This is a genomic window from Desulfurellaceae bacterium, assembly GCA_021296095.1.
GTDB lineage: Bacteria > Desulfobacterota > Binatia > Bin18 > Bin18 > JAAXHF01.
The window spans coordinates 1-23,953 of sequence record JAGWBB010000038.1 but is presented as its reverse complement, the minus strand read 5'-3'; the positions used below and the strand labels follow the sequence as shown (position 1 = coordinate 23,953).

Genomic DNA, 23,953 nt, shown 5'->3' with positions numbered 1-23,953 from the left:
CCCGACCTGCAAACCATCTGTTACGTCAATACCACCGCCGACGTGAAGGCCGAGTGCGACGCGTGCTGCACCTCGTCCAACGCGGTGCAGATCGTCGAGTCCCTGGACACCGAGCACGTCCTGTTTGTGCCGGACGAGAATCTGGCCCGCTATGTGCAGACCCAGACCACCAAGACCATCCTGTCGTGGGAGGGTAACTGTTACGTCCACCATCAGATTACCCCCGAGCACATCCTGTCGGTGCGCGACAATCTGCCCCACGTCAAGGTCCTGGTCCATCCCGAGTGTCGGGAAGACGTGATTCAGCTGGCCGACGCCGTCCTGTCGACCAGCGCCATGGTCCGCTATGCCAAGGACAGCCCGGCCGATGAGTTTCTGATCGTCACCGAGTGCGGCCTGTCCGACCGGCTGCTGCTCGAAATCCCTGAAAAGAAGTTCTACAAGAGCTGCCAGCTGTGTCACTACATGAAGATGATTACCCTCGACGGCGTGCGTGACTCGCTGCGGGCGCAGCGCTACGAGATCACCCTCGACGAGGATATTCGGGTCGCCGCCGAACGGGCGATTGACCGGATGCTGGAGCTGAGTGCCTAAGCCGATCCCTTCTCTCAGCATAGCCGGACCGGCCTCCGTGCAGGACAGGGCGGACCGGACGCCGGCGTCCTACCCCCGGGTGGCGGTTGACGCCGTCCTGTTCACCATCAGCGACGGCCGGCTGCAAACCCTGCTGGTCAATATCAAGACCGGCCCGTTTGCCGGTCACTGGGCCTTCCCGGGCGGCCTGGTCGAGCTTGGCGAGTCGCTCGACGAGGCCGCCTACCGCGAGCTGTACGAGAAGACCGGGGTCCGTGACCTGTACCTCGAACAGCTGTTCACCTTTGGTGATGCCCGGCGTGATCCAGCTTGGCACACCGTGGCGGTGGCCTATTTTGCCCTGGTGCCGCATTTCGAGCGCGGGCTGAAGCGGGGTGACAAGTACGCCGGTATCGACTGGTTCCCGGTCCACGACCTGCCGCAGCTGGCCTATGACCACAGCGCGATTGCCGCCTATGCGCTGAAACGCCTGCAGGCCAAGCTGGGCTATACGAACATCGTCTACAGCCTGCTGCCCGACGAGTTCACCCTGCGCGAAATCCAGGCCATCTACGAGGTGATCCTGAACCACAAGCTGGATCGGCGCAATTTCCGGCGCAAGATTCTGGCGCTGGGGCTGCTCAAACCCCTGCCGAAAACCCGCCACGGCGCCCATCGACCGGCCGCCCTGTACACCTTCACCCAGCGCCGTCCGATGAATGTGGGCGTGCTGTGAGCGGGCCGGGAGACGGCTGCTGAGGGATGGGGTCGTGTGTTCCGGCTCCGCACGCTGCTGCGCCGTCCTGCTCGGCGTATGGATCGCTTTGCTGCCAGCCGCCGCTCACACCTCGTCCGCCACGCTCAGCTGCCTGAGCTTCAATCTGCTCCACGGCGGCGTCTCCTCGGGGCTGTGGGGCGACGGCCAGGATCTCGAACGCCGCCTGGAGCTGGTGACGGCGCAGCTGCGCAGCCTGAAGCCCGATATCATCGGTCTGCAGGAAGCCTCCGAGGGCCGCGGGCGAGGCAATATCGCCCAGCGTCTAGCCACCCAGCTCGGCTATGAGTACGTCTTCAGCCCGGCCAGCTCGCGTTTGTTCAGTCGTCCGTGGGCCAACCGCGTGGTGGCCAGACTGATGAATTTTGCCGAGGGACCGGCCATCCTCAGCCGCTATCCGATTCTCGACTGGCAGGTGTATGAGCTGCCTCGCTGCGGCAGCTGGACCGATCCGCGGGTGCTGCTGTGCGCCGATGTGCAAACGCCGTGGGGAGCACTCCAGGCCTGCTCGACCCATATCTCGCCCAAGACGTGCCAGGCCAGCGGGGTGGCCGAGCTGCTACGTGCCCGTCCGCGCTCCTCGCCCCTCATCCTGATGGGAGATTTCAACACCACGCCGCAGTCTGAGGGCTTCGCCCGGCTGACCGGCCAGACCGGACTGATTGACACCTTTCGTCTGGCCAATCCCAGCGACACAGGGCTGACGGTCTGGCAGTGGGTGTATGCGGAGCGGCCGACCGCCCGGTGGCGGGTCGATTATGTGTTTCTGCGGCCGGACGACAGGTATCGGGTGCGGTCGAGTCGGCTCGTCCTGAATACGCCCCACCGGCTCGCCAACGGACACAGCCTGTGGCCGTCCGACCACTACGGCGTCCTGACCGAGTTTGACGTGTTGGCCGTTCACCCATAAAAAAGGACCTATGTGGAAATACCTGATAACGGCTAGTCTGTTGACACTTGGGACGCTTGCGCTGAGCCAGGCCGAATCGACACCCCACCGCTCCCCGGCGACGCCATCCGAGCCGCCGTCTGCCGCCCAATCCGCTGACCTGCCGCCGACCCTGCCTCCGGCCATGTTCACCGGCACGGTCCGCCAGGCCTACCAGGTCGCGGCCGACATGCCCGGGGTGCTGGCCGAACTCAACTGCCACTGTGGTTGCGACAGCTCACAGGGTCACCGCAACCTGTTGGACTGCTTCAGCGACACCCACGCGGTCGGTTGACCCCACTGCGTGAATGAGGCGCTGGACGCGCACTCGCTGTTCATGATGGGCACCTCCCCGGACCAGATCTACGATTTTATCGAGCAGAAGTACGGGCCGCAGCCCTAATCCTTGAGATCCGGCTTCAGATCCTGGGCCAGCTCTATCAGGTGCCCGTCGGGATCGCGCACATAGGCCGTGCGCTGTCCCCACGGCCGGGTTGTCGGCGGGGTGGCGGTTGCCGCGCCTTTTTCGGTCAGTTCGGCATAGGCGGCGTCAACATCGGCGACCTTGAAGCCGAGCTCGAAGCCGGCGGCATCGGCCGCAGGTTTGCGCAGGCCGAAGCCCAGCGTCCGGTCCATGGCCGCCCGGGTATAAAAGCCGAGCCGGGTCGCGCCCGTGTCCAGCTGGGCATAGTCGCCCGAGCGATGGCCCAGGCGCAGCCCCAACACCTGGGTGTAGAAGCCGAGCGCGCGGTCGAGGTCGTCAACAATCAGGATTACATAGTCGGGAGCGGTCAGTTGCATGGCGAACGTCCTCCTTGGCGTCCCATGCTGCCAGCCGGCCCGGGGCTTTGAAAGGCGGGCCATAGCCACGGATTGCCTGGTGAGCCGGGATCGTCCGTGCTAGTATCGGCTCAGGTCGATGGGAGGACAGGTGCGACGCAAGACTCACGACAAAAACGGTCGGTCGGGACACATCCTGGCCGGATTCCTGGCCCCCCATCCCCCCCACCTGGTGTACGCGGAAAATCCGCCCCAGAACGAGCCGCAGGCCGAGGGGGGCTGGGAGCAACTGCGCTGGGCCTACGAACGGGCGCGGCGCAGCCTTGCCCTGCTCAAACCCGACGTGTTGCTGGTCCACTCGCCGCACTGGATGACCCAGCAGGGCCATCACTTTCTGGGCGTGCCGCAGCTGAGCGGCAAATCGGTCGATCCGATCTTTCCCAATATCTTTCGTTACCGGTTTGCGCTTGAGGTCGATGTCGAGCTGGCCGAAGCCTGCTGCGCCGAGGGCGACAGGCTGGGCCTGTACACCAAGATGATGCGCAACCCCAACTTCCGGGTCGACTACGGAACCATCACCACCCTGCACATGATACGCCCCGAGTGGGACATTCCCATCGTCGGCCTGTCGGCCAACAACTCGCCCTACTATCTGTCAACCGAACAGGGCCTGGAAGAGATGGACCGGCTGGGCAAGGCCACCCGGGCGGCGGTTGAGAAGACCGGCCGCCGGGCGGTTGTGCTGGCCTCCAACACCCTGTGTCACTGGCATTTCCACCAGGAACCCGCCCTGCCCGAGGATATGTCTCAAGAACGGCCGCACAGCTACAGTGGCTATAAGTGGGACATGCGGATCATCGAGCTGTTGCGTCAGGGCAAGACCGCCGAGGTGTTCCGCCTCCTGCCCCAGTTCATTGACGAGGCCTTTGCCGAGGTCAAATCCGGGGGCTTTACCTGGATGTTCGCGGCCATGGGCTATCCGGACATTCCGGGCCAGCTGCACGGCTACGGCACGGTCATCGGCACGGGCAACGCGGTCATGGAGTGGAATTTGGTCGCGGCCGGTCTGGCCGGCTCGCCGACCCGCGCCCGGCGTGCGGCCAGGGCTTGAGTCGAGGACGGGAACAGCGACGCCATGCCGATTGTCTCCGCCTTTCTGGTGCCCGGTTCCCCCCTGCCATACGTCAAGCCGGACAACCCGCCGTGGGCCCGGCTGGCCGCCGGCTACCGCGCCGCCGAACAGGCCCTGACCGCCTCGCGTCCCGAGGTGCTGCTCGTCTATTCCACCCAGTGGATTGCGGTCCTTGACCAGCTGTGGCAGGCCCGGCCGCGGCTGCGCGGGCTCCATGTTGACGAAAACTGGCACGAGTACGGAGAGCTGGCCTACGACCTGAAGATCGATGCCGCCTTGGCCAGGGCGTGTGCCAGCGCGGCGACCAAGGCTGGCGTCAAGTCCAAGGCGGTCAACTATGACGGCTTTCCGATTGATACCGGAACGATTGTGGCCGCCAGGTTTCTGAACCCAAACGGCAGGCTGCCGCTGCTGATCGCCTCCAACAACCTGTACCATGACTTCAGGCTGACCCAAAAACTGGGCCGGCTGGCCGCCGCCCAAGCCCGGCGTGGGCGCAAGCGGACTGCGGTAGTCGGGGTCGGTAATCTGTCCGGCGCGTTTTTTCGGAACGCGATCGATATCCGCAAAGATAAACTCGCCACGCCCAGCTACGACCGCTGGAATAAGAAGATCCTGGATCTGCTGACCCGCGGCGATGTCGCTGGACTGGCTGCAGCCATGCCCGATTTTGTGGCCGAGGGCAGGGCCGACATGGGCTTTAAGCACTACGCCTGGGTGCTGGGCGCTCTGGGCGGGAAATTCAGCGGCGCAACCGTCCACGCCTATGGGCCGCTGTACGGAGCCGGCGGCGCGGTCGTTGAGTTCCGGCTCACACCCTGACACGAGGAGGACGATTATGGCCGAGCCGCAGCGGGACCGAATTTTGAGCGGACTGGCGATTTGCTTTTGGCTGTTGGCGATCTCGAATTTTTCCAAGCCGTTTCAGCTGTCCGAGCAGACCGGCTTTGTCCTGTTCGGGACCCGTCTGACGGGCACGGACAACCTGATCTGGAGCCTCGCCTTTGGCGCCTATCTGGTAGTGTACGGCCTGGGCCTGTGGTACATGAAGCGCTTCGTCGTCGGCATGTCGCACGCCTACGCCCTCTACGTCGTCCTCAACCTGTTCCTGTACTGGGGCAATAACCCGCCGTCGGGCAGCGGGAGTGTCATCGGCGCGGTGCTGTACTCCGTGATCGCAATCGGGGCGTCGGTGGGCGCGGCTGTACTCCTAAGCCTGCGCCGCAAGGAATTTTCGTGGTAAGCGCAGCGGCGCGCCCAGTCCGACCGGGGCGCCACCCTGGCTGTTAGCCGCGCTGGACCAACTCAACGATATTGCCGTCGGGGTCCTTGACCATGGCGATACGCACCCCGGGCCGAAACTCGGTCTCGGGAATGGCGAACTCCACGCCCTTGTCCTTGAGTTCGGCGCACAGAGCACTGATATCGTTGATCACAAACGTGATGTAGCGAAACCCGAGCTGTTTCTCCAGACCGATGGTCCCAACCGGCGGAACGGTTTTGGGGTCAATCAGCTTGATGTCGCTCTTGCCGAAGTGGAGCCGGTGCAGGGCACCGAACGGGGTGGGCAGTTCTTCGCTCTTCTCCAGGCCGAGCATACCCTCGTAAAAGTCCAGGCTCTTGGTGATGTCGCTGACGACAATGCCCAGATCGACCGAATCTTTGGCGGGATTGAGAGGCATACACGCTCCTTTGCGGGGAATCGGGCTCAGCCGCGGGCGCCGCTGAGTTCGATGAGTTCGATCTTGTAGCCGTTGGGATCTTCGATGAAGGCGATGACCGCGCCGCCGTGCATCATCGGCCCGGCGTCGCGGACGACATTGACGCCTTTGTCCTTGAGTTCGGCGCACTTCTCATAAATCCCGTCAACGCCGATGGCCAGATGCCCAAAAGCGTCGCCCTGGTCATAGCTCGAGGTGTCCCAGTTGTGGGTCAGCTCGATGACCGAGTTGTCGTTTTCATCGCCATAGCCGACAAAGGCCAGGGTGAACTTGCCGCCCGGATAGTCCTTTTTGCGCAGCAGTTTCATGCCCAGGGACTCGGTGTAGAACTTGATTGACTCGTCCATGTCGTTGACCCGGATCATGGTGTGCAAGAGTTGCATAGCCTTCCTCCTTCGTGCGGGTGTTGCCCATGCTGACAGCACGGCGGGTGCGTTCTCGGTGATTCCATCCCTGTACGCCGTGGACAACTTACGAACTTCGGGCCGATCATGCAACGGGTCCGGACCGGGAAAGAAGACGTCCGCCTCAGCGGCCCTCACCAACGAAGCCGACAATGGCGGCGCGCAGCCGCTCCGCCTCGTCTGCGGTCAGCCGCGCCTCACACAGGGGAAACAGCTCGCGCTCTTCGCTGCGGACGTGGCGTTCAAGAAGCTGGCCGAAGGCTGTGAGTTGGGCTGGCAGCTCGGACGGGTCGGCCTGTTCAAGAGCGTGGACCCGGGCGCGCATGTCCGCGTGTTCGGCCAGCAGCGTGTCAATCAACGGAATGGCGTGGGGCTGCGTCTTGCGGATGAGTGGAAACAGGGCCTGCTCTTCGGCCCGAAAGTGGGTGACCAGCTTGGTCTGAAAAAAACGGACAGTGTCCCGGGCCTGAGCCTGGGGGCTGTCATTCGCTTGCCGGCTGGGCGGCAGGCCGTGGACCAGACGAAAGGCCAGCAGCAGGGCGACATGATGCTCGCGTGACAGCGGTACCAGGCTGGGGTGACGTTTGGCCATGGTTACACATCAACCTCCTCAACCTTTGGGGCGCGGTCCATGATGAAGGCAAAGCGGGGCTGGACCTCTTTGCCCATCAGAGTCTGAATGGCCGCGTCGGTCCGCTCGGCGTCTTCTATGGTCACCTGCAACAGGGTCCGCGAGCGCGGATCAAGGGTGGTCTCTTTCAGGGTGGCGGGGTTCATCTCGCCCAGGCCCTTGAAACGCTGAACATAGGCTTGTCGGGCGTTGCCGTTTTGCAAGGTGGACGATGATCTCTTCTGAGTATGCGGGTTGTTATCATCGTCCATCTTGCCGGCCAGAATGCGGTCTTTGTCGGCCTCGTCGGCCGCCCACAGGACTTCCTTTGCGATTTCGATTTTATACAGCGGCGGCTGGGCAATATACACATAGCCGTGTCGGACCAGCTCCGGCAGATGACGGTAGAAGAAGGTCAGCAGCAGGGTACAGATATGGTTGCCGTCCGAGTCGGCGTCCATCAGCAGACAGATCTTGTGGTAGCGCAGCTTGGAGATATCGCAGGCTTTGCCGACCCCACAGCCCAGGGCCGACACGATATCGCCCAGCTCCTTGTTGGTCAGGACTTTTTTGAGCGCGGCCTGTTCGGTGTTGAGCACCTTGCCGCGTAGCGGCAGGATGGCCTGGGTGCGACGGTCGCGGCCCTGTTTGGCCGAGCCGCCGGCCGAGTCGCCCTCGACGATGAACAGCTCGCTGACCGCCGGGTTGGTCGACGAGCAGTCGGCCAGTTTGCCCGGCAGATTGAGCCGGTGGGAGACCGAACTCTTGCTGCGCACGGTTTCCAGGGCCGCGCGTGAGGCGGTCCGGGCGCGGACGGCCAGCATCACCCGCCGGGCAATCGCCTCGGCCTGGCTGCGGTTGTGCAGCAGAAAATTCTCAAGCCCGATGCGGATCAGGCCGTCGAGCTGGGCGCTGACCTCGGGGTTGCCGAGCTTTTCCTTGGTCTGGCCCTGAAACTGGGGCTGTTTCAAGTACAGGCTCAGAATGGCGACCACTCCCTCGCGGGTATCCTCGGCATTCAGGCTGAGCCCTTTGGGCAGCAGGTCGTTCACATTCAGATAGTTCCGCACGGCTTTCACAATCCCGGCTTTGAGGCCGTTTTCGTGGGTGCCGCCAAACGGGGTGGGAATCCCGTTGACAAAGGTCAACAGCCGCTCGTCGGGCGACTCGGTCCAGGTCAGGACACACTCAACCCGTGGATCGTCCGTGCGCTCCAGGTGAAAGACCTCGGGGATGACGGCTTTTTTGCTGTCGGTGCTCAACAGTGTGGCCAGATAGGCCCGCAGCCCGTCCTTGTACTGATAGCGCGTGGTCTTGCCGCTGACCTCGTTGTGGAAGACCAGGCTGAGGCCCTTGTGCAGGTAGGCCTTGGCCTCTAGCCGCTCGGCGACCAGCTCGGGACTGAAACGAATCGACGGAAAGATGTCGGCGTCGGGGTGGAAGCTGATCGTCGTGCCGCTACCGCGCGACTCGCCGTTAGACCCGAGCTGGGTCAGCTCGCCCGTCGCCCGGCCCCGAGAAAAGGTCTGCTGCCATTCGGCCCCGCCACGCTTGACGCGGGCGACCAGACGGTCGGACAGGGCGGTGACCACCGAGGCGCCGACCCCGTGCAGACCGCCCGAGTGCGAATAGTTCAGACCCTCGAACTTACCCCCGGCGTGCAGGGTGGTCAGGATGAGTTCCAGGGCCGATTTCTTGAACTTGGGATGGATGTCAACCGGGATGCCCCGGCCGTTGTCGCTGACCGTGACCGTCGCTCCGTCCGCGTGCAGCCTGACCTCGATGCGGCTGGCATGGCCGTTCATAGCCTCATCCACGGCGTTGTCGAGCAGCTCCCACACCAGGTGGTGCAGGCCGGTGCTGTCAACCCCGCCGATATACATGCCGGGCCGTTTGCGGACCGGCTCCAAGCCCTCCAGAACCGTGATGTCTTTGGCCGTATAACTATGCCGGGCTGCCATGTCCTTCCTCCTCAGCCTCTCCGCGAACGGCGACCAGCGCCATCCGTTTCACCACCCGTTGTCCCTTGCCGGCCCGTTGGCCCAGCGGAATGTCTTTGAGGCGCAGCTGTCTGCGCCTGTCGTTGGGACCGCAGACCGTCACCCCGGCGCCCGGCGGCGTGGTGACCGCGCCGATGAAACGGTCGTCCTTCTCTAGCCGCAGCAGGATCACCCCCCGTCCGGCTCCGGACAGCTCTGAAACATCGTCGGCCGGGAAGGCCAGCAGCTTCCCGCCCCGCGTCGCGCATACCGCTCTGGCATGGCGGACCGGCTCGATGGACACGACCTCGTCTCCGGTCGCCAGGCGGGCGATCTTGCGGCCGTTGCGGGTCGTCTCTTCTAGATTGGGCCGAAACCGAAAGCCCAGTCCCCGGGCCGTAGCCAGCAGGTAGGCCGGGCCGGTCGGGGCGGTGTCGGTCGGCGATGTCTCAAACAGCTCAGCCTGGCCGTTGGCGGTCGTCGAGCCGTTGCTGGCTGGCTCGGGCGGTGCCTCGTCGCGGACGACGCGGGCGGTGATGATCCGCTCCTGGTCCTGAAAGTGGAACACGGTCTGGATCGGCTCGCCATAGCCGGTCGAGGCTGGCACGTCGTGAATTTTGAGCACGTACAGGCCGCCCTTGTTGGTGAACAGGGCCAGCCGGTCGCGGGTCGTGCCGCTCAGAATCGCCTGGATGCCGTCGCCCTCGCGCAGCCGGGTGGTGGTCGGGTCCTTGAGTTCGCGCACGCGTTTGATCCAGCCGTCGCGGCTGAGGACGACCGTGGCTTCTTCGTGGACGATATACGCTTCGGGGTCGTAGCTGAGTTCTTCGCCGGTCCGCGTGCGCCGTTTATTGCCGTAGCGCTTGCTCAGCTCGCGCAGCTCGTCACCAATCACGGCCCAGCGTCTGGTCTCGTCGGCCAGCAGCTCGCGCAACTCGCCGGCGCGCTTTTCCTTGTCGGCCTGCTCGGTACGGATCTTGTCGATTTCCAGCCGCGCCAGCTGATACAGACGGATGTCGAGAATGGCCTCGGCCTGCGCCTCGTCGAGCCCAAAACCGGCCATGAGTTTATGGCGGGCGTCCTGGCGCGACTCTGCGGCGCGGATGGTCTGAATCACCGCATCGAGTCGGTCGGCGATCAGGGCCAGACCGGCCAGGATGTGCAGGCGGGTCTCCAGCTCGGTCAGCTCGTGGCCAAAGCGTTTGGTGACGACCTCGAGCCGGAAGTCCAGAAAGTGGCGACACAGGTCTCTGAGGCTGGCCCTGAGCGGCTGGCCGACCGACGGGTTGGCGGTCGGGACCAGACAGGTCAGGTTGACCGCATACGAACTCTGGAGCGGCGTGTGGCGACACAGATAGGCCAGGGCCAGCTCTTCGGAGCTGTCGCCCTTGAGTTCCAGCACGATGCGGATATCGTCGGTGGATTCATCGCGTACATCGACAATCTGGGGGACTTTGCGCTCGACCACCAGCTCGGCGATCTTTTCGACCAACTGGGCTTTGTTGACGGTGTAGGGCAGGGAGGTAATCACCGCCTGGCGCTTGCCGCGCGGCAGCGCTTCGACCTGCCACTCGCCGCGCAGCTTGAGCGTGCCCTGACCGGTTTCGTACAGCTGGCGCAGCTCGGATTTGGAGGTCAGGATTTCCCCCCCGGTCGGAAAGTCCGGGCCTTTGATCGAGCGGAGCAGGCTCGCGGTGCTGATGTCCGGGTCCTTCAGCATGGCCAGCAGGGCGCCCACCACCTCGTGAAAATTATGCGGCGGGATATTGGTCGCCATGCCGACGGCGATGCCGCTGGCGCCGTTCAGCAACAGCTGGGGAATGGCTGCGGGCAGGACGACCGGTTCCTCAACCGTGGCGTCGTAGTTCGGACGGTAGGGAATCGTGTTGCCGCGCAGATCCCGGAACAGCTCTTCGGCCAGGGGCGCCAGCTTGGCCTCGGTGTAGCGCATGGCGGCGGCGTTATCGCCGTCCAGCGAGCCGAAATTGCCCTCGCCGTGGACCAGCGGGTAGCGCATGGAGAAGGGCTGGGCCAGGCGGACCATGGCGTCATACGCGGCCTGATCGCCGTGGGGATGATATTTGCCCAGCACCTCACCGACCACCGCCGCCGATTTGCGCGGCCGGGCGTTGCCGCCCAGGCGCAGGTTCTGGAACATGGCGTACAGCAGCCGGCGCTGGACGGGTTTCAGCCCGTCGCGCACGTCGGGCAGCGCCCGGGAGGTGATGACGCTCAGGGCGTAGTTCAGATAGCGTTGTTCGGCCTGTTGGCCCAAGTCTGCCGGGAGAATCCGCTCTGCCACCGCCGACTGTTTCATACATCCTCCTCCACCGGCGAATTATAGGCGAAATTATAGCGAAAGTTAAATAACGCTCCTACTGATCTTCCCGTTGAATCCGCGCTCGGTCAAGGGTGCTGGGGTGACGGAGCGGGTCGAGCGGATGAAGTTCATGAGAAATGCGGCATGACTTTGTCGGCAAACAACTGCATGCTGCGCTTGACCTGCTCGTGGGGGATCAGGCCGCCGGTATTGAACCAGCACAGCATCCGACCCATGCCAAACTCTTCTTCCAGGCTCTTGAGACGCTCTACGCACGCTTCGGGCGTGTCGTACACCGCCATGGCCTCGCACACCTGCTCGAAGGTGGTCCGGCGCAGGCGGTCGGCCGCTTCTTGTAGCAGCCGGTTCCTGTCCGAGCCGTCGTCCTGAATCGGCGGAAAAGCGTTGATGACCGACTGAATGAAGCGCATGATGCTCGGCTCGACGGTGTCCCGAATCTGGGCCGGACTCTCCCCGACGAAGACCGGCGACAGCAGGGTCAGGGTCTCCCGGTCTGAGCCCTGATGTCCAGCCTCGCGGTAGGCCCGGCGGTAGAGGGGAATCAGTTCGCGCAGCTTGGCAAAGGTATTGACCTGTGAGGCCGACAGAATGGAGTAGCCCAGGCGCCCCATCAGCTCGTAGGTTTCGGCCGTATTGGCCGCCACATGAACGGCCGGATGCGGCTGCTGGACCGGCTTGGGCACCACGGACAGGTCTTCGACCTGAAAAAAGCGGCCGTTGTACGAGAAGCGCTCTTGGGTCCAGGCTCGCAAAATCAACTCCAGGCCCTCCAATAGCCGCTCCCGGCTCTCTTCCTGAGGGATGCCGAAGCCGGCAAAGTGGGACGGGAACACCCCTCTGCCGATGCCGAATTCCACCCGGCCGTTGCTGAGCGTATCCAGGGTGGCGACTTCCTCGGCTACCCGGACCGGATGCGACAGCGGCAGCAGGATGATCCCGATGCCGAGCCGTATGGTCCGGGTGCGTTCCGACAGCGCGGCCAGCCACAGCAGCGGGGACGGCAGCAGGGAGAATTCGGCGTTGAAATGCTGCTCGACCGGCCAGACCGACTCGAAGCCGAGCGTCTCGCCATACACGGCTTGGTCCAGAGAGGTGCGGTAGCGTTCGACCGCAGTTTCGTGCGGCGCGTGGGGGAGTTGGTAGTGGAGTCCGAATTTCATAGGGTATCTTTCGTGTTGACACGGCCGCGCTGTGGTCGAGCTGCTCTGGGGTTGTCTGTTGTGTTTATCCGGGCCGACACGGGCCTCAGGGCTGCTCCACCAGCCGCAGACCGAGAATGCCGGCGATAATCAGCCCGATGCACACGAGCCGCGCGGCGTCGCGCGATTCGCCAAACAGCAGCATGCCCAGCAGCGCCGTGCCGGCCGCCCCGATGCCGGTCCACACTGCGTAGGTCGTGCCGACCGGCAGGGTCTTCAGCGCGTAGGACAACAGCCCAAAGCTGATCAGCATCGCGCCTATGGTCAGCACACTCGGCCACAGGCGGCTGAAGCCGTCCGAGTATTTCATGCCAATCGCCCACACCGTCTCAAACACACCGGCGATGAACACGGACAACCAGGCCATGGGGACTACTCCCGGAGCGTGATAGGGCTAGGCGCGGCTGCGCAGCGGCTCGAAAAACCCGGTCGCCTGCTGAATGACAAACGCGGGCTGCTCTTCGGCGATAAAATGGCCACACTCGGGCACCGCGCCGCCCTGCACGTTCTCGGCTACGCCCTGCCAGACCGACACGATATCGGCCATGAAGCGTTCTCCGCCCCAGGCCAGGATCGGCATCGTGAGTTTCTCGGTACAGCTCTTGAGGTTGTCCAAATCCTGGTTCAAGCCGGTAGCGTAATACTGAAAGCCGGCGCGCAGGGCTCCAGGCGCCGAGTAGACCCGGACATACTCGTCAATGTCTTCCTTGCTGAAGACCGTCGGACTGTAGTTGTAGTCCGGCGAGGTATAGAAATGGCTCAGATAGGCCCGGACATTGGTGCTGACCAGCCGTTCGGCCAGGTCGGGAATGCCGGCGTGAAAAAACACGTGCCAGAAGCGCTGGGCGAGCTGCAGGTCCATTTTGTCGCCGGTACGGCCCAGGCCCGGTATCATATCCAGAATCATCAACCGCTCGACCATTTCGGGGTGATCGTAGGCCAGATAGTAGGCTACCGCCCCGCCCCAGTCGTGGCCGGTCAGGCCGATCTTGTCATAACCCAGAGACTGCACCAGGGCGTGCACGTCGGAGGCCAGGGTACGCTTGTCATAGCCGGTCAGCGGCCGACCGGAATCCCCCAGCCCGCGCAGATCCGGGGCTATAACGGTAAAACGCTCGGCCAGGGCCGGCATGATTTTGCGCCACTCGTACCAGCTCTGCGGCCAGCCGTGGACAAACACCAGCGGATAGCCGGAGCCGGCCGTGACGTAATGCATGCGAAAGCCGTTGATCATTTTCGTGTGGTGGGTCAAAAGCTCAGACATGGCTTGCCTCCTGTTTTAGCCGGCATCCTATGGTAGGATGCCGAGCAATGAAAGAGCCCGTTTTTCTCCAGGCCTGCCGCCGCCAACCAACCCCCTACACGCCGGTGTGGCTGATGCGTCAGGCCGGGCGCTATATGCCCGAGTACCGGGCTGTGCGAGACAAGGTCTCGTTTCTTGAGCTGTGCAAAACGCCCGAGCTGGCCGCCCAGGTGACGGTCGAGGCGGTTGAGCGGCTGGGCGTTGATGCGGCCATTATCTTTGCCGATATTCTGCTGATTGTGGAGCCGATGGGGGTCGGCCTGGAGTTCTCTCAGGGCGACGGGCCGGTCATCCACCGGCCGCTGCGTTCGGGCCGCGACATTGATCGGCTGCACGCCCAGCCCGCTGCCCCGGCCCTGGAATTTGTGTTTGAGGCGGTCCGCCGGGCTCGGACCGCTTTGCCCCAGGAGATTGCCCTGATCGGCTTTGCCGGCGCTCCCTTCACCGTGGCCTCGTATCTGATTGAGGGCGGTGGCTCGCGCCACTATATCGAGACCAAGCGCCTGATGTACGCCGACCCTGGCGCCTGGCGGGCGCTGATGGCCTATCTTGTCCAAGTCACGACCGACTATCTGAACGGCCAGATTGCGGCCGGAGCGCAGGCTGTTCAGCTGTTTGACTCGTGGATCGGCTGTCTGTCGCCCGCCGACTACCGCAGCTTCATCCTGCCCCACATGCAGGCTTTGATAGGCGGTCTGGCTCCGGGGGTGCCGGTCATCCACTTTGGCACCAACACGGCCGGCCTGCTGGAGCTGCTGGCCGAGGCTGGCGGAGACGTGATCGGGGTGGACTGGCGGACCGACCTCGACGCAGCCTGGCCGCGGATCGGCTTTGACCGAGCCGTGCAGGGCAACCTGGATCCGATCAGCCTGTTTGCCCCGCTCGATATCCTGCGCGACCGGACCGCGCGGGTGCTGGACGCGGCGGCCGGTCGTCCGGGCCACGTGTTCAACCTCGGCCACGGCATTCTGCCCCACACGCCGGTCGAGCAGGTGATTGCCCTGGTCGAGCTGGTGCACGAAATGTCGGCCCGATGAATGCTCGCCTGCTCCCAGTCACGCCTGAGCCCGTGTCTTATCCCCATGCCTTTTGACGCGATCCTGCTGCTCGCCTTTGGCGGCCCGGAAAACATGGACGAGGTACGTCCCTTTCTGGCCAATGTGTTGCGCGGCCGCCCCGTCCCCCCCCAGCGGCTCGAAGCGGTCGTGGCCCACTACGCGCTGTTCAACGGCCGCTCGCCGCTCAAGGCCATCACCCTGCGTCAGGCCGACGCCCTGCGCACGGCGCTGGCCGACGACGGACTGGATCTGCCGGTGTATGTCGGCATGCGCAACTGGCATCCGTATATCCACGACACTCTGGATCGCATGGCGGCCGACGGGGTAGGCCGGGCCCTGGGCGTCATCATGTCCGCCCAACACAGCGAGGCCGGCTGGCAGCGCTACCAGCACGATGTTGCGGCCGCCCAGGAACGGCTCGGCGGTCGGGCGCCTAGCGTGACCTATTTGCCCGGCTGGCACGAGCATCCGCTGTTCATCGACGCGCTCAGCGACCTCACCCAACGGGCCTTTGCCCCTATACCCCAGAACCGACGTCCGGCCACGCCGCTCGTTTTTACCGCCCACAGCGTGCCCAGCGCGCTGCCGAGCACCGCCCGATACGTGACCCAAATCGAAACTGGCGCCCGCCTGGTGGCCGACAGGCTGGGCCACGCGGCTTGGCGGGTGGCCTACCAGAGCCGCAGCGGCGATCCGCGCACGCCGTGGCTGGATCCGGATATCGGCGCGGTGGTGCGACAGCTGGCGGCCGAGGGCGCGCGCGAGTGTGTTGTGTGCCCCATCGGATTTGTGTGCGATCACATGGAAGTGCTGTACGATCTCGATACCGAGGCCAGGCAGATTGCCGAGGGGCTGGGCCTGAGCATGCACCGCGCCAGCACGGTAAACGCTCATCCCGCGTTCATTCAAATGCTGGCGGCGCTCGTGCGGCAGGAGTGGGAAAGGGCATGAACATGGCATCTGCTCCGGCACACATCGCAATCATCGGTGGGGGTATTGCCGGGCTGGCTGCGGCCCACCGTCTTGAGGAGTTGAGCCGGGAGCGCGAAGTCCCGTTGCGCTGCACCGTACTCGAAGCCAGTGACCGTGTGGGCGGGACGATTGGCACGGAGCAGCGCGACGGCTTCGTACTCGAGTACGGCCCCGATTCCTTTATCTCCGAAAAGCCGTGGGCCTTGGCCCTGTGCCGTCGCCTGGGCTTGGAAGACGAACTGATCGGCACCCAGGACCAGTTTCGGACCACCTTTGTGGTGCGCCAAGGGCGGCTGGAGCCTTTGCCCGAAGGCTTCATGCTGCTGGCCCCGACCCGTTTGGGCTCACTCGTGCGTTCCCGCCTCTTTTCCTGGCCGGGAAAGCTGCGGATGGGCCTGGATCTGGTCCTGCCGCGCGGACCCCAGCAGGACGATGAGAGCCTCGGCTCTTTTGTCCGGCGGCGGCTCGGTCGCGAAGCCCTGGAGCGGGTCGCCCAACCCCTGATTGGCGGGATCTACACGGCCGACCCGGCCGAGCTGAGCCTGGCGGCCACCATGCCGCGTTTTCTCCAGATGGAGCGCGAACGGCGCAGCCTGATCTATGGTCTGTGGCGGGCCGGGCGCAACACCCAAGACGCCAAGGGAGCCAGCGGGGCGCGTTGGAGTCTGTTTGTGAGCCTCAGAAACGGGATGCAGCAGCTGGTCGATACGCTTGTGGGACGCCTGTCGCTCGGCACGATGCGTTACGGCAGCGCGGTGCGCTCGGTGCAGTTCCACGACGCGACCTGGCAGATCGAGCGCCGGGACGGCGGCCGTCTCCAGGCCGACGGAGTGATCCTGGCCACGCCCGCTTTTCAGACGGCTCGGATGCTGCGCGCGTGCGACGCCGACCTGGCCGAGCGCTTGGCGGCCATGAGCTACAGCTCGGCCGCCACCGTTAGTCTGGCCTATCGCCGCCAGGACGTTCCGCACGCCCTGAACGGCTTTGGTTTTGTTGTGCCGCGCATCGAGAATCGTGCGATTATTGCGGGCACCTTCTCCAGCGTGAAATACCCCGGGCGGGCCCCGGACGGCCAGGTCTTGCTGCGCGCCTTTGTCGGCGGAGCCTTGCAGGCCGAGCTGTTTGAGCTGGACGATGACGAGATGGAGGGCGCGGTTCGCCGGGAGTTTGCCGCCCTGCTAGGCATTGAGGCGGCTCCGCTCTTCAGCCTGATCGCCCGCTATCCGCATTCCATGCCGCAGTATCTGGTCGGCCATCTGGGGCGGGTGGCGGCCATTGAGCAGCGGGTGGCAGCTCACCCCGGTCTGGCCCTGGCCGGCAGCGCCTACCGCGGGGTCGGTATCGCCGACTGTGTGCGCAGCGGAGAAGCCGCCGCCCAAGACCTCCTGGACCAACTCAGTTCTCCGCGACCGGAAGCAGCCTCAGCTAACTCTGGCATCACTGGCAATGCTCCAGCTTGACTCTTTGAGCGTCAGACTCATGACCTGGAGATCACGGAATCCGGGATTCCGCCTGACGCCCCAATCCCATAGGCATGGTCGGTCTCTGGATTCCACGCCGTTCCAGCCAGGCTCCATTTCTCACCATCAGCCCCGCGTCATTCGATTGAGGAAATCGCGTGGAGAGAAGACTTTGACCGGTCCGTATTGTGGTTCCGTGAAATCTCGCCTGTTGCCGGTAATCAGAACGGCGTCGCCGGCCATCGCAGTTGCCAGATAGACTTCATCATCCGGGTCTCTGAGACCGAATACCACCTCTGCCGGCTCGACAACGATGGCGACTTGTTCAAGTTGCCTGATAAGAGCCCGCAGGCTGTTACGGTAGGGGGCGTGGCCGAGTCGCCCGGCGACCATCCCATACTCATCGACGATGGGGTCTGACAGCACGACCTCGTGACGACGCACCGCCTCGACAATGACCCTGCCGCAAACGCCTCCAGACCGTGCCGCCGAGACGAGGACGTTGCAGTCGATGACGACCTCATGCCTTGCGCTTACGACGCTCTCTGCGGGCCTTTGCTATATCGGCGAGGGTATCTTGCATGATCTCGTCCTCGGAACGGTCGGCGTCTTGGGGCGAGGGCTCGGTATGCGCGAGGATGGACGCAATACGGTCGGCGGCAACAGTGCGGTCCACCACCTCCTTGGGCCGTAGGAGGATGCCATCTTCGACGACGGTGGCCTCCATCAGGTCGCCTTCGCGCAGATTAATCTGTTGTCGCAGCTTGGCGGGAATGGTGACCTGGAATTTCGGCTTCACGGTGACCAGCGGCATTGTAAACCTCACAATAGAAGTTGGAAAGTTGTATTTTCCTATCAGGCTGTGTACGGCCAGGCAATATCTGGCGTGTCTGAACAACCCCTCCCCAACTCGGTCCCCGGATTCTACTCCGTTTCATCCAGGCTCTATTTTTTAGAGGGTTTCCAGACCCAGGTGTTCCCCGATGGGAGCAAAGCCCTATGTGAGGCGCTTGGCGGGTTGACCGACAAGTCGCCCAAGAGTCTGATGCGTATGTTCGGCCCGAACGGCAATCCGCAAGCCCGGAACCTGTTCGAGATCATCCGCTGCCTTCAGGCGCATGAAGGCTGACGGTTCACGGTCCGGTCGGTTCGCTAGCAGCGGGATCGGGGTCGTTCGTGCTCGCTCTTGAAACAAAACTCAAGAATGATATGTAAAAGAGTATCTTATTTAATTTTTGATATAGAATAGAGTATAAAATGAGCTATGCGACCGAGGATATCGTCGCTACGCTGCGGACCGCTCGCAGAGCCAAGGGTCTCAGCCAGCGTGAGCTGAGCGCCAAGTCGGGCGTGCCGCAGGGCCATATCTCGAAGATCGAGAACGGTGCGGTCGATCTCAGAATCTCGAGCTTGGTCGCGCTCGCTCGCATTCTTGATCTGGAGTTGATGCTCGTGCCCCGCAAGTCCGTCTCGGCGGTCCAGCTGATTGCAAGGGGCGCCGCAGCCCGCGCATCGACGGAGTCCGTGCGCCCGGCCTATAGCCTGGAAGAGGACGATCATGGCTAACGTCAACGTCCTCGATGTCCTGCTTTACGATGAGCCGGTCGGCACGCTCACCCGCGTTGGAGGTGACCGGACGCTCTTTGCCTTCAACGATGACTACAGCGCCGACGACAATCGGCCGGTGCTCGGGCTGGGTTTTAAGGACCAGCTTGGTGAATTGATCACCGCCTTCAGGCCCACCCAGACACGGGTTCACCCGTTCTTCTCGAATTTGCTGCCCGAAGGGCACCTGCGCACCTATCTGGCTGAACGGGCCGGGGTGAGTCCTGTGCGCGAGTTTTTCCTGCTCTGGGTGCTGGGCAGGGACCTGCCGGGTGCGATCACAATCAGGCCGGCCGATGGCGAAGCATGGTCGCCTGATGATCACAGGACCGCCGATGATGATCGTGATGACGATCACCGCGGCGATGCTCTGCGCTTTTCATTGGCCGGCGTGCAACTCAAATTCTCGGCCATCACCGAGGCTGCCGGTGGGCTCACCATTCCGGCCGGAGGCGCTGGCGGCTCGTGGATCGTGAAGCTGCCCTCGCGCGGATTTGCGGGCGTGCCCGAGAACGAATTCTCGATGATGACGCTGGCCCGGCTTGTCGGTATGGACGTACCGGCCCTCCGGCTCATCGATATTGGTGCCATCCGAAATCTACCGGATGGTATCGGCACTCTTGAAGGGCAGGCGCTCGTGATCGAGCGCTTCGACCGGTTGCCGGGCGGAGAGGTCGTTCACGTCGAAGATTTCGCACAGATATTCGGGGTCTACCCCGAGGCAAAATACAAGAACGCCAGCATGCGCAGCATTGGCAGAGTCATTGGCGCTGAGGGCGGCGAAGCGGACATTGCCGAGTTTATCCGCAGGCTGACCTTCAACACGCTGATCGGCAATGCCGACATGCATTTGAAGAACTGGTCGTTGATCTACCCGGACCGGCGGCATGCCGCCTTGGCGCCAGCCTATGATTTCGTTTCCACGATCGCCTATATCCCGGATGGTAAGGCCGCCCTCAATTTCAGCCGGACCAAGCGTTTCTCTGAATTTTCAGAGGACGAGCTGTCGCATCTTGCCGCCAAGGCCCGACTGCCGGAAAGGCTCGTGCTCGATACTGCCTGTGAAACCGTTACGTTGTTTCACCAGCACTGGCGCACCCACAAGGCGAACCTTCCGCTGGCTGCCGAAGTCGTACGGACCGTTGAAGCCCATCTGAAAACGATCCCCATTGCTCGGTTGTGATACCGGTCTCTGGTGCTTACAGGGTTTCCAGAACGGAAGAATCGACAACGATCATCGGTCGCGCCGCATTTCGTCGAGCGAGCCCTCCCACCGCAACTTTCCGCGCAACCGCCGGAGTTGCCCTTGCGCCCGGGTTTGTATGAGCAAGCGCAAACCTTCCTCTCGCCGAGGCTCGCAGTACCTCGCGGCCGTCGTGCATGATGTCTTCGGCGAGCGCCATCTGCCGCGCAAATTCGGGATCGTAAGGCGTGAGTCGATAGCTGCCATCCGGGGCCTCGATCAGAGAGAGCGTATCGCCCTTCTTCACCCTGAGCCGCATCATCGCCTCTTTAGTCAGGATCACGCCAGAAGACGAGCCAGCCGTCGTGATTTTGCGTGATTTTGAAGGAGAGCATACGAATCTCATGTAACAAGAGCGGAAGGTGGTCTGGATCACCTCGGTCCTCGGATTCCACTCCTCTTTCTTGCCGTTGGGACTTGATGAATAGGGTTAGTAACGTGTAAGTTACTTTATAGCGATAGCGATGATCGAAATCAGGGAATATGTCGATGCCAAAGGCCGTAGCCCGTACGCCAGATGGTTCAATCGGCTTAACGCTCAAGCTGCGGCCAAGGTGGCGACAGCACTGGTCCGGATGGAGCAAGGAAACCTCTCCGGTGTCAAGAGCGTAGGTGCCGGCGTGCTCGAACACCGGATAGACTTCGGCCCTGGCTATCGAGTCTATTTCGGCAAGGATGGCGATACCTGGATCATTCTCCTCTGCGGTGGGACCAAGAGGCATCAACAACAGGATATCGAGACTGCCCGCGACCTCTGGCGGGAATATAAACGGCGCAAACGACGGGAGACCTAGGCATGTCCCTGACACGACACTTCAAGGAGACGATTCAGGCGCGTATCGGGCGCGACCCGGCCTTCCGCGAGGCACTGCTCAAGGAAGGGGTCGAGTGCCTGCTTTCGGGCGATGTGGAGACCGGTAAGGCGGTACTGCGCGACTATATCAATGCGACTATCGGGTTTGAGGCGCTCGGCGGATTGACTGACAAGTCGCCCAAGAGCCTGATGCGCATGTTTGGCCCGAACGGTAATCCGCAAGCCCGGAACCTGTTCGAGATCATCCGCTGCCTTCAGGCGCACGAAGGCTTGCGGCTCACGGTCCGGTCGGTTCGCCAGCCGACGGTCAGTTGAGACAGCGCAATATCACCCGGATAAGAGAGAACCGAAATTCGGGATTCCAAAAAATCGAGGGCTCCGCTAATACCAGCGCTCGTCCCACACCAGCAGACCGACGATGGCGCGGCGCTGGTTGAGCCGGGCGTAGGTGTCGGCGGCGGCGATGGCTTCGCCCTGGTGGAGATGGTAGGACACCAGGTCGCCCTGCTCGGTGAACACCGGGTCGGGCTCGCGCAGGACGAGCAGGGTGGACGAACCGTCCGGTTTTGCGACCGACGGGGCGGGTGGGGCGGGTCGTGACAGGGCCGAGCGCTGGGCGGGCTTGGGCGTGCTGTACACCTTTTCGAGCAGCAGGAACTGGGTAAAGTCCTTGGGAATGCGCTCCTGGGCTTCGGCGTAGATATACTCCAGCCGCGCCTTGTCCAGCAGCAGACTCCAGTTGGGTTTGCGGTGGGTCAGGTAGAAGAACACATAGCCGGCGTCGCCGCGGCCCGAACGGGTGAACGGCGTGCGGGCCGGCAGGACGGTAGACGGAAAGTTGCGGTAGTAGGGATCGTAGGGACGCTTGGCCATAGGCTCAAGGGAAACGCTGATGACTACCGAAGAAGTCAGCGTTCTCCTTTCCTTTGCGCCGGAGTTGTTGCGGCCTATTCGCTGCCGGGCAGGGGCGGCATCTTGGGGTAGGCCGGCAGGTCGGGGTCGAGCACATCCCAGGGCTGGGCACTGGAGGTCCAGATGTTGGCGCCCGGCCGAAACCAGCTGGAGTCGTCTAAAGTACCCACCCGGATACCCATTTTGTCGGCCAGGATGGCCGGTCGGCTGAACAGCGGGGTGCCGCACTCGGGGCAAAAGCCCTTGCGGACCGTGTTGCCGCTGTCGCCCTTGCGTTCATGGTACTTGACCTCGCCGCTGATGGTAACGGCAGCGGCCGGGACCATCAGGCTCGAGGTGTGCCCGCCGCCGCTCACCCACTGACACTCCCGGCAGTGGCAATTGCCCATGAACAGGGGCTCGGCACTACACTCGTAACGAATCGCGCCACACGCGCAGCCTCCGGTAAATGGCATAGCTGTCCTCCTGCCCCCTTCGTAGCATTTTGGCCTTTGACACAAAACCCTTTCCCCAATATGAAGAGGGAAGCCCGGCGTCGTCCGGGCGCGTGCAAGAAGGAGGGAAGTAGCATGCCTTTTCTGTCATTAGACGATGCCGAACTGTGGGAGCTGTGTCCCGACAATATGCGCCACGCCATCCAGGGCGGGGTGACCGGTCTGGCCTATTTTCCGCTGGGTGAGATGAAAGACAACCCGGCAACAGTGGTGGCTCTACGCATGGGACCGGGCTGCGTGCTGCCCCGCCACGGTCACGACTGCTACCGCTTTGAGATCGTGGTCCGGGGTACGCTCGATGTGGGCGAGCGCATGCTTGGGGTCGGCGACATCATGGTCAGCGAGCCCAACAAGGTGTATGGACCGCATATCGCCGGTCCCGAGGGCTGTACCACGTTCGAGATCTTCAGCAACCACAAGGCGTCACACGTGGTGCTGTTCGACCTGCCCCGGGGCCTGGTCGAGTGTGACGTGACGACCCAGGCGGGGCTCGACAAGCTGCAAGAGGCCATGCGCGAGGACGCCAAGGCCGGAGCCCAAGCCTAGGCCGGTCCGCACCCGCCGCGAAAAAAGGAGCGAGCATGGCCTTCATGTCGATCAACGCCCCCGAGTTCCGGGGACACCTGTCCAGGAAGATGGGCCATGTCGTTGATCTAAATAATCCCGACCGGACTGACGGGTGAGCCTGTTCCGCCGACAATGCGGAGCGGGGCAACCGTCAGCATAAAATCTTTGTGTGAACGCTCGGCGAGGTGGCCGGCAATCTCTTCCAGAAACAAATGGTGAATAAGCGGCAGCCCCAGATAGGCTTCTGTCAGAATGTGTATCGGCACCGAACATTCCGGTGTTGTGCTCGGAAAGTTATCGCCTGAACTGTCTGTTGCCACGGTGGCAATGTCCCACTTGGCAATCAGATCAATGCAATCGACATGCAGTCCTGACCAATTCCCGTGGTCGTCTTGCGCACCTGGATCATCAGGCCGGACGACCGCGGTTGCGTAACGCCCTGTCCGAATGACTAACGCATCGCCCGGTTCGACCTGATCTTGGAGGTGTAGCAGATCGTCTGGAACCACCGGTGTCCCGCGCTTCAGGACGCTGACACCGCGACCACGCGGAACATCGACGAGCCACGCCCGTGTCACAATGGCTGGATTGTCCATAATCGTATAGCGCGTCCCGCCTGTTTCCTGAGAAATATTGTCTGTGAAATTGGCACCATTAAACGACTTCCCGTTATGGCCGACATGATTATACGCGTCGATATGGGAATTCGTCATCCCGTGGATGGCGACGGAAACGAGATCAGCGGCTTCCTGAACAGGCTCTCCCTCCGGTCCGTAGATGTAATCCCCGACCCTCAGCAGCTTATGCTGATATGTTCTCGTGTCATTGGCTATTTCATCGGCCTGGAGTGGGGCTCCGAGAGCAAACGTCTGATGGGTTTTGACCGAGGCGATGGCTCTCGCGGTCGTTCCTTCGGTCAGCAGATTGAGCGTTCCCCGGTCATTTGGCCAACGCCCCCAGTTGTATGTGTTGTAGGGCCAGTACGAAAGTTTTGTGCTCATGACACCTGTTCCTTTCTCCTCCGGCTGTTGGCAGGACCCAAGCAGGCATGCTAAGCAGTCGGCGTCCGGGCTTGTGTAGCGA

Annotated in this window: 31 protein-coding genes; 16 read left to right on the top strand and 15 right to left on the bottom strand. The window is 63.0% G+C overall.

The window, feature by feature from the left end; genetic code table 11:
* From J4F42_11205 to J4F42_11190, 4 genes are all read left to right on the top strand, one after another.
* The coding region (locus tag J4F42_11205; protein ID MCE2486071.1) for a quinolinate synthase NadA at window positions 1-594 on the top strand (594 nt) is incomplete at its 5' end.
* Between the two features lie 37 nt (window positions 595-631).
* The gene (locus tag J4F42_11200) at window positions 632-1,309 is read left to right on the top strand and encodes an NUDIX hydrolase (protein ID MCE2486070.1); all 678 of its coding nucleotides are present in this window, start codon (window positions 632-634) and stop codon (window positions 1,307-1,309) included.
* Window positions 1,310-1,343: 34 nt separating this feature from the next.
* Window positions 1,344-2,258 (top strand): endonuclease/exonuclease/phosphatase family protein, encoded by a 915-nt coding sequence (locus J4F42_11195; protein ID MCE2486069.1) that lies wholly within the window; start codon window positions 1,344-1,346, stop codon window positions 2,256-2,258.
* A gap of 10 nt (window positions 2,259-2,268) precedes the next feature.
* Window positions 2,269-2,571 (top strand): hypothetical protein, encoded by a 303-nt coding sequence (locus J4F42_11190; protein MCE2486068.1) that lies wholly within the window; start codon window positions 2,269-2,271, stop codon window positions 2,569-2,571.
* Window positions 2,572-2,675: 104 nt separating this feature from the next.
* Here the strand turns inward: J4F42_11190 and J4F42_11185 are convergent, their stop codons facing one another.
* Entirely contained in the window at window positions 2,676-3,077 is a 402-nt protein-coding gene (locus J4F42_11185; GenBank protein MCE2486067.1) for a VOC family protein, read from the bottom strand.
* Window positions 3,078-3,195: 118 nt separating this feature from the next.
* Here J4F42_11185 and J4F42_11180 point away from each other — a divergent pair, with 118 nt between their 5' ends.
* The 3 genes from J4F42_11180 to J4F42_11170 are packed head-to-tail and all read left to right on the top strand — an operon-like array spanning window position 3,196 to window position 5,431.
* A complete protein-coding gene (locus tag J4F42_11180) occupies window positions 3,196-4,167 on the top strand; it encodes a tRNA U-34 5-methylaminomethyl-2-thiouridine biosynthesis protein (protein MCE2486066.1) in 972 nt (323 codons plus the stop codon).
* Between the two features lie 24 nt (window positions 4,168-4,191).
* The gene (locus J4F42_11175) at window positions 4,192-5,010 is read left to right on the top strand and encodes a tRNA U-34 5-methylaminomethyl-2-thiouridine biosynthesis protein (protein ID MCE2486065.1); all 819 of its coding nucleotides are present in this window, start codon (window positions 4,192-4,194) and stop codon (window positions 5,008-5,010) included.
* Between the two features lie 16 nt (window positions 5,011-5,026).
* Window positions 5,027-5,431 (top strand): hypothetical protein, encoded by a 405-nt coding sequence (locus J4F42_11170; protein ID MCE2486064.1) that lies wholly within the window; start codon window positions 5,027-5,029, stop codon window positions 5,429-5,431.
* Window positions 5,432-5,474: 43 nt separating this feature from the next.
* On the opposite strand, the gene J4F42_11165 is transcribed toward J4F42_11170, so the two are convergent.
* The 8 genes from J4F42_11165 to J4F42_11130 form a co-directional block, all read right to left on the bottom strand.
* Window positions 5,475-5,870, bottom strand: coding sequence for a VOC family protein (locus J4F42_11165; GenBank protein MCE2486063.1), 396 nt, complete (start codon window positions 5,868-5,870; stop codon window positions 5,475-5,477).
* A gap of 26 nt (window positions 5,871-5,896) precedes the next feature.
* On the bottom strand, window positions 5,897-6,292 hold the full coding sequence (gloA, locus tag J4F42_11160; GenBank protein ID MCE2486062.1) for a lactoylglutathione lyase: 396 nt from the start codon (window positions 6,290-6,292) through the stop codon (window positions 5,897-5,899).
* Window positions 6,293-6,437: 145 nt separating this feature from the next.
* Complete coding sequence (locus J4F42_11155) at window positions 6,438-6,905, bottom strand: hemerythrin domain-containing protein (GenBank protein ID MCE2486061.1); 468 nt, start codon at window positions 6,903-6,905, stop codon at window positions 6,438-6,440.
* 2 nt (window positions 6,906-6,907) lie between these two features.
* A complete protein-coding gene (locus tag J4F42_11150) occupies window positions 6,908-8,884 on the bottom strand; it encodes a type IIA DNA topoisomerase subunit B (GenBank protein MCE2486060.1) in 1,977 nt (658 codons plus the stop codon).
* The gene (locus J4F42_11145) at window positions 8,868-11,219 is read right to left on the bottom strand and encodes a DNA topoisomerase IV subunit A (GenBank protein MCE2486059.1); all 2,352 of its coding nucleotides are present in this window, start codon (window positions 11,217-11,219) and stop codon (window positions 8,868-8,870) included. The genes J4F42_11150 and J4F42_11145 overlap by 17 nt, the downstream gene beginning before the upstream one ends.
* 131 nt (window positions 11,220-11,350) lie before the next feature.
* Window positions 11,351-12,403 (bottom strand): LLM class flavin-dependent oxidoreductase, encoded by a 1,053-nt coding sequence (locus J4F42_11140; protein MCE2486058.1) that lies wholly within the window; start codon window positions 12,401-12,403, stop codon window positions 11,351-11,353.
* 85 nt (window positions 12,404-12,488) lie between these two features.
* The gene (gene sugE / locus J4F42_11135; GenBank protein ID MCE2486057.1) at window positions 12,489-12,809 is read right to left on the bottom strand and encodes a quaternary ammonium compound efflux SMR transporter SugE; all 321 of its coding nucleotides are present in this window, start codon (window positions 12,807-12,809) and stop codon (window positions 12,489-12,491) included.
* Window positions 12,810-12,836: 27 nt separating this feature from the next.
* A complete protein-coding gene (locus J4F42_11130) occupies window positions 12,837-13,706 on the bottom strand; it encodes an alpha/beta hydrolase (GenBank protein MCE2486056.1) in 870 nt (289 codons plus the stop codon).
* A gap of 47 nt (window positions 13,707-13,753) precedes the next feature.
* Between J4F42_11130 and hemE the strand changes: the two genes are divergently transcribed.
* The 3 genes from hemE to hemG are packed head-to-tail and all read left to right on the top strand — an operon-like array spanning window position 13,754 to window position 17,235.
* Window positions 13,754-14,782, top strand: coding sequence for a uroporphyrinogen decarboxylase (gene hemE / locus J4F42_11125; protein ID MCE2486055.1), 1,029 nt, complete (start codon window positions 13,754-13,756; stop codon window positions 14,780-14,782).
* A 45-nt stretch (window positions 14,783-14,827) separates the two neighbouring features.
* Window positions 14,828-15,754 (top strand): ferrochelatase, encoded by a 927-nt coding sequence (gene hemH, locus J4F42_11120; protein ID MCE2486054.1) that lies wholly within the window; start codon window positions 14,828-14,830, stop codon window positions 15,752-15,754.
* Window positions 15,751-17,235 (top strand): protoporphyrinogen oxidase, encoded by a 1,485-nt coding sequence (hemG, locus tag J4F42_11115; protein MCE2486053.1) that lies wholly within the window; start codon window positions 15,751-15,753, stop codon window positions 17,233-17,235. Before hemH ends, hemG begins: the two co-directional genes overlap by 4 nt.
* Window positions 17,236-17,361: 126 nt before the next feature.
* Here hemG and J4F42_11110 read toward each other — a convergent pair whose 3' ends face one another.
* Both J4F42_11110 and J4F42_11105 read right to left on the bottom strand, forming a co-directional pair.
* On the bottom strand, window positions 17,362-17,748 hold the full coding sequence (locus J4F42_11110) for a putative toxin-antitoxin system toxin component, PIN family (protein MCE2486052.1): 387 nt from the start codon (window positions 17,746-17,748) through the stop codon (window positions 17,362-17,364).
* 7 nt (window positions 17,749-17,755) lie between these two features.
* Entirely contained in the window at window positions 17,756-18,049 is a 294-nt protein-coding gene (locus tag J4F42_11105; GenBank protein MCE2486051.1) for an AbrB/MazE/SpoVT family DNA-binding domain-containing protein, read from the bottom strand.
* 72 nt (window positions 18,050-18,121) lie between these two features.
* Between J4F42_11105 and J4F42_11100 the strand changes: the two genes are divergently transcribed.
* The 3 genes from J4F42_11100 to J4F42_11090 all read left to right on the top strand — a co-directional run bounded on the left by J4F42_11100 (window position 18,122) and on the right by J4F42_11090 (window position 20,023).
* The gene (locus J4F42_11100) at window positions 18,122-18,364 is read left to right on the top strand and encodes a hypothetical protein (protein MCE2486050.1); all 243 of its coding nucleotides are present in this window, start codon (window positions 18,122-18,124) and stop codon (window positions 18,362-18,364) included.
* A 128-nt stretch (window positions 18,365-18,492) separates the two neighbouring features.
* Window positions 18,493-18,801, top strand: a complete 309-nt coding sequence (locus J4F42_11095; protein MCE2486049.1) for a helix-turn-helix transcriptional regulator — start codon at window positions 18,493-18,495, stop codon at window positions 18,799-18,801.
* The gene (locus J4F42_11090; GenBank protein MCE2486048.1) at window positions 18,794-20,023 is read left to right on the top strand and encodes a HipA domain-containing protein; all 1,230 of its coding nucleotides are present in this window, start codon (window positions 18,794-18,796) and stop codon (window positions 20,021-20,023) included. The genes J4F42_11095 and J4F42_11090 overlap by 8 nt, the downstream gene beginning before the upstream one ends.
* Before the next feature lie 16 nt (window positions 20,024-20,039).
* On the opposite strand, the gene J4F42_11085 is transcribed toward J4F42_11090, so the two are convergent.
* Complete coding sequence (locus J4F42_11085) at window positions 20,040-20,459, bottom strand: hypothetical protein (protein ID MCE2486047.1); 420 nt, start codon at window positions 20,457-20,459, stop codon at window positions 20,040-20,042.
* A gap of 88 nt (window positions 20,460-20,547) precedes the next feature.
* On the opposite strand from J4F42_11085, the gene J4F42_11080 reads away from it, so the two are divergent.
* Window positions 20,548-20,877: a type II toxin-antitoxin system RelE/ParE family toxin gene (locus J4F42_11080; GenBank protein MCE2486046.1), complete on the top strand. Its 330-nt coding sequence runs from the start codon at window positions 20,548-20,550 to the stop codon at window positions 20,875-20,877.
* A gap of 2 nt (window positions 20,878-20,879) precedes the next feature.
* Window positions 20,880-21,212 (top strand): transcriptional regulator, encoded by a 333-nt coding sequence (locus J4F42_11075; GenBank protein ID MCE2486045.1) that lies wholly within the window; start codon window positions 20,880-20,882, stop codon window positions 21,210-21,212.
* A 66-nt stretch (window positions 21,213-21,278) separates the two neighbouring features.
* Here J4F42_11075 and J4F42_11070 read toward each other — a convergent pair whose 3' ends face one another.
* Window positions 21,279-21,770, bottom strand: coding sequence for a hypothetical protein (locus J4F42_11070; protein ID MCE2486044.1), 492 nt, complete (start codon window positions 21,768-21,770; stop codon window positions 21,279-21,281).
* Between the two features lie 74 nt (window positions 21,771-21,844).
* Window positions 21,845-22,264: a GFA family protein gene (locus J4F42_11065; GenBank protein ID MCE2486043.1), complete on the bottom strand. Its 420-nt coding sequence runs from the start codon at window positions 22,262-22,264 to the stop codon at window positions 21,845-21,847.
* Window positions 22,265-22,378: 114 nt separating this feature from the next.
* On the opposite strand from J4F42_11065, the gene J4F42_11060 reads away from it, so the two are divergent.
* Complete coding sequence (locus tag J4F42_11060; GenBank protein MCE2486042.1) at window positions 22,379-22,849, top strand: hypothetical protein; 471 nt, start codon at window positions 22,379-22,381, stop codon at window positions 22,847-22,849.
* Window positions 22,850-22,956: 107 nt separating this feature from the next.
* Here J4F42_11060 and J4F42_11055 read toward each other — a convergent pair.
* The coding region (locus J4F42_11055; GenBank protein MCE2486041.1) for a cyclase family protein at window positions 22,957-23,953 on the bottom strand (997 nt) is incomplete at its 5' end.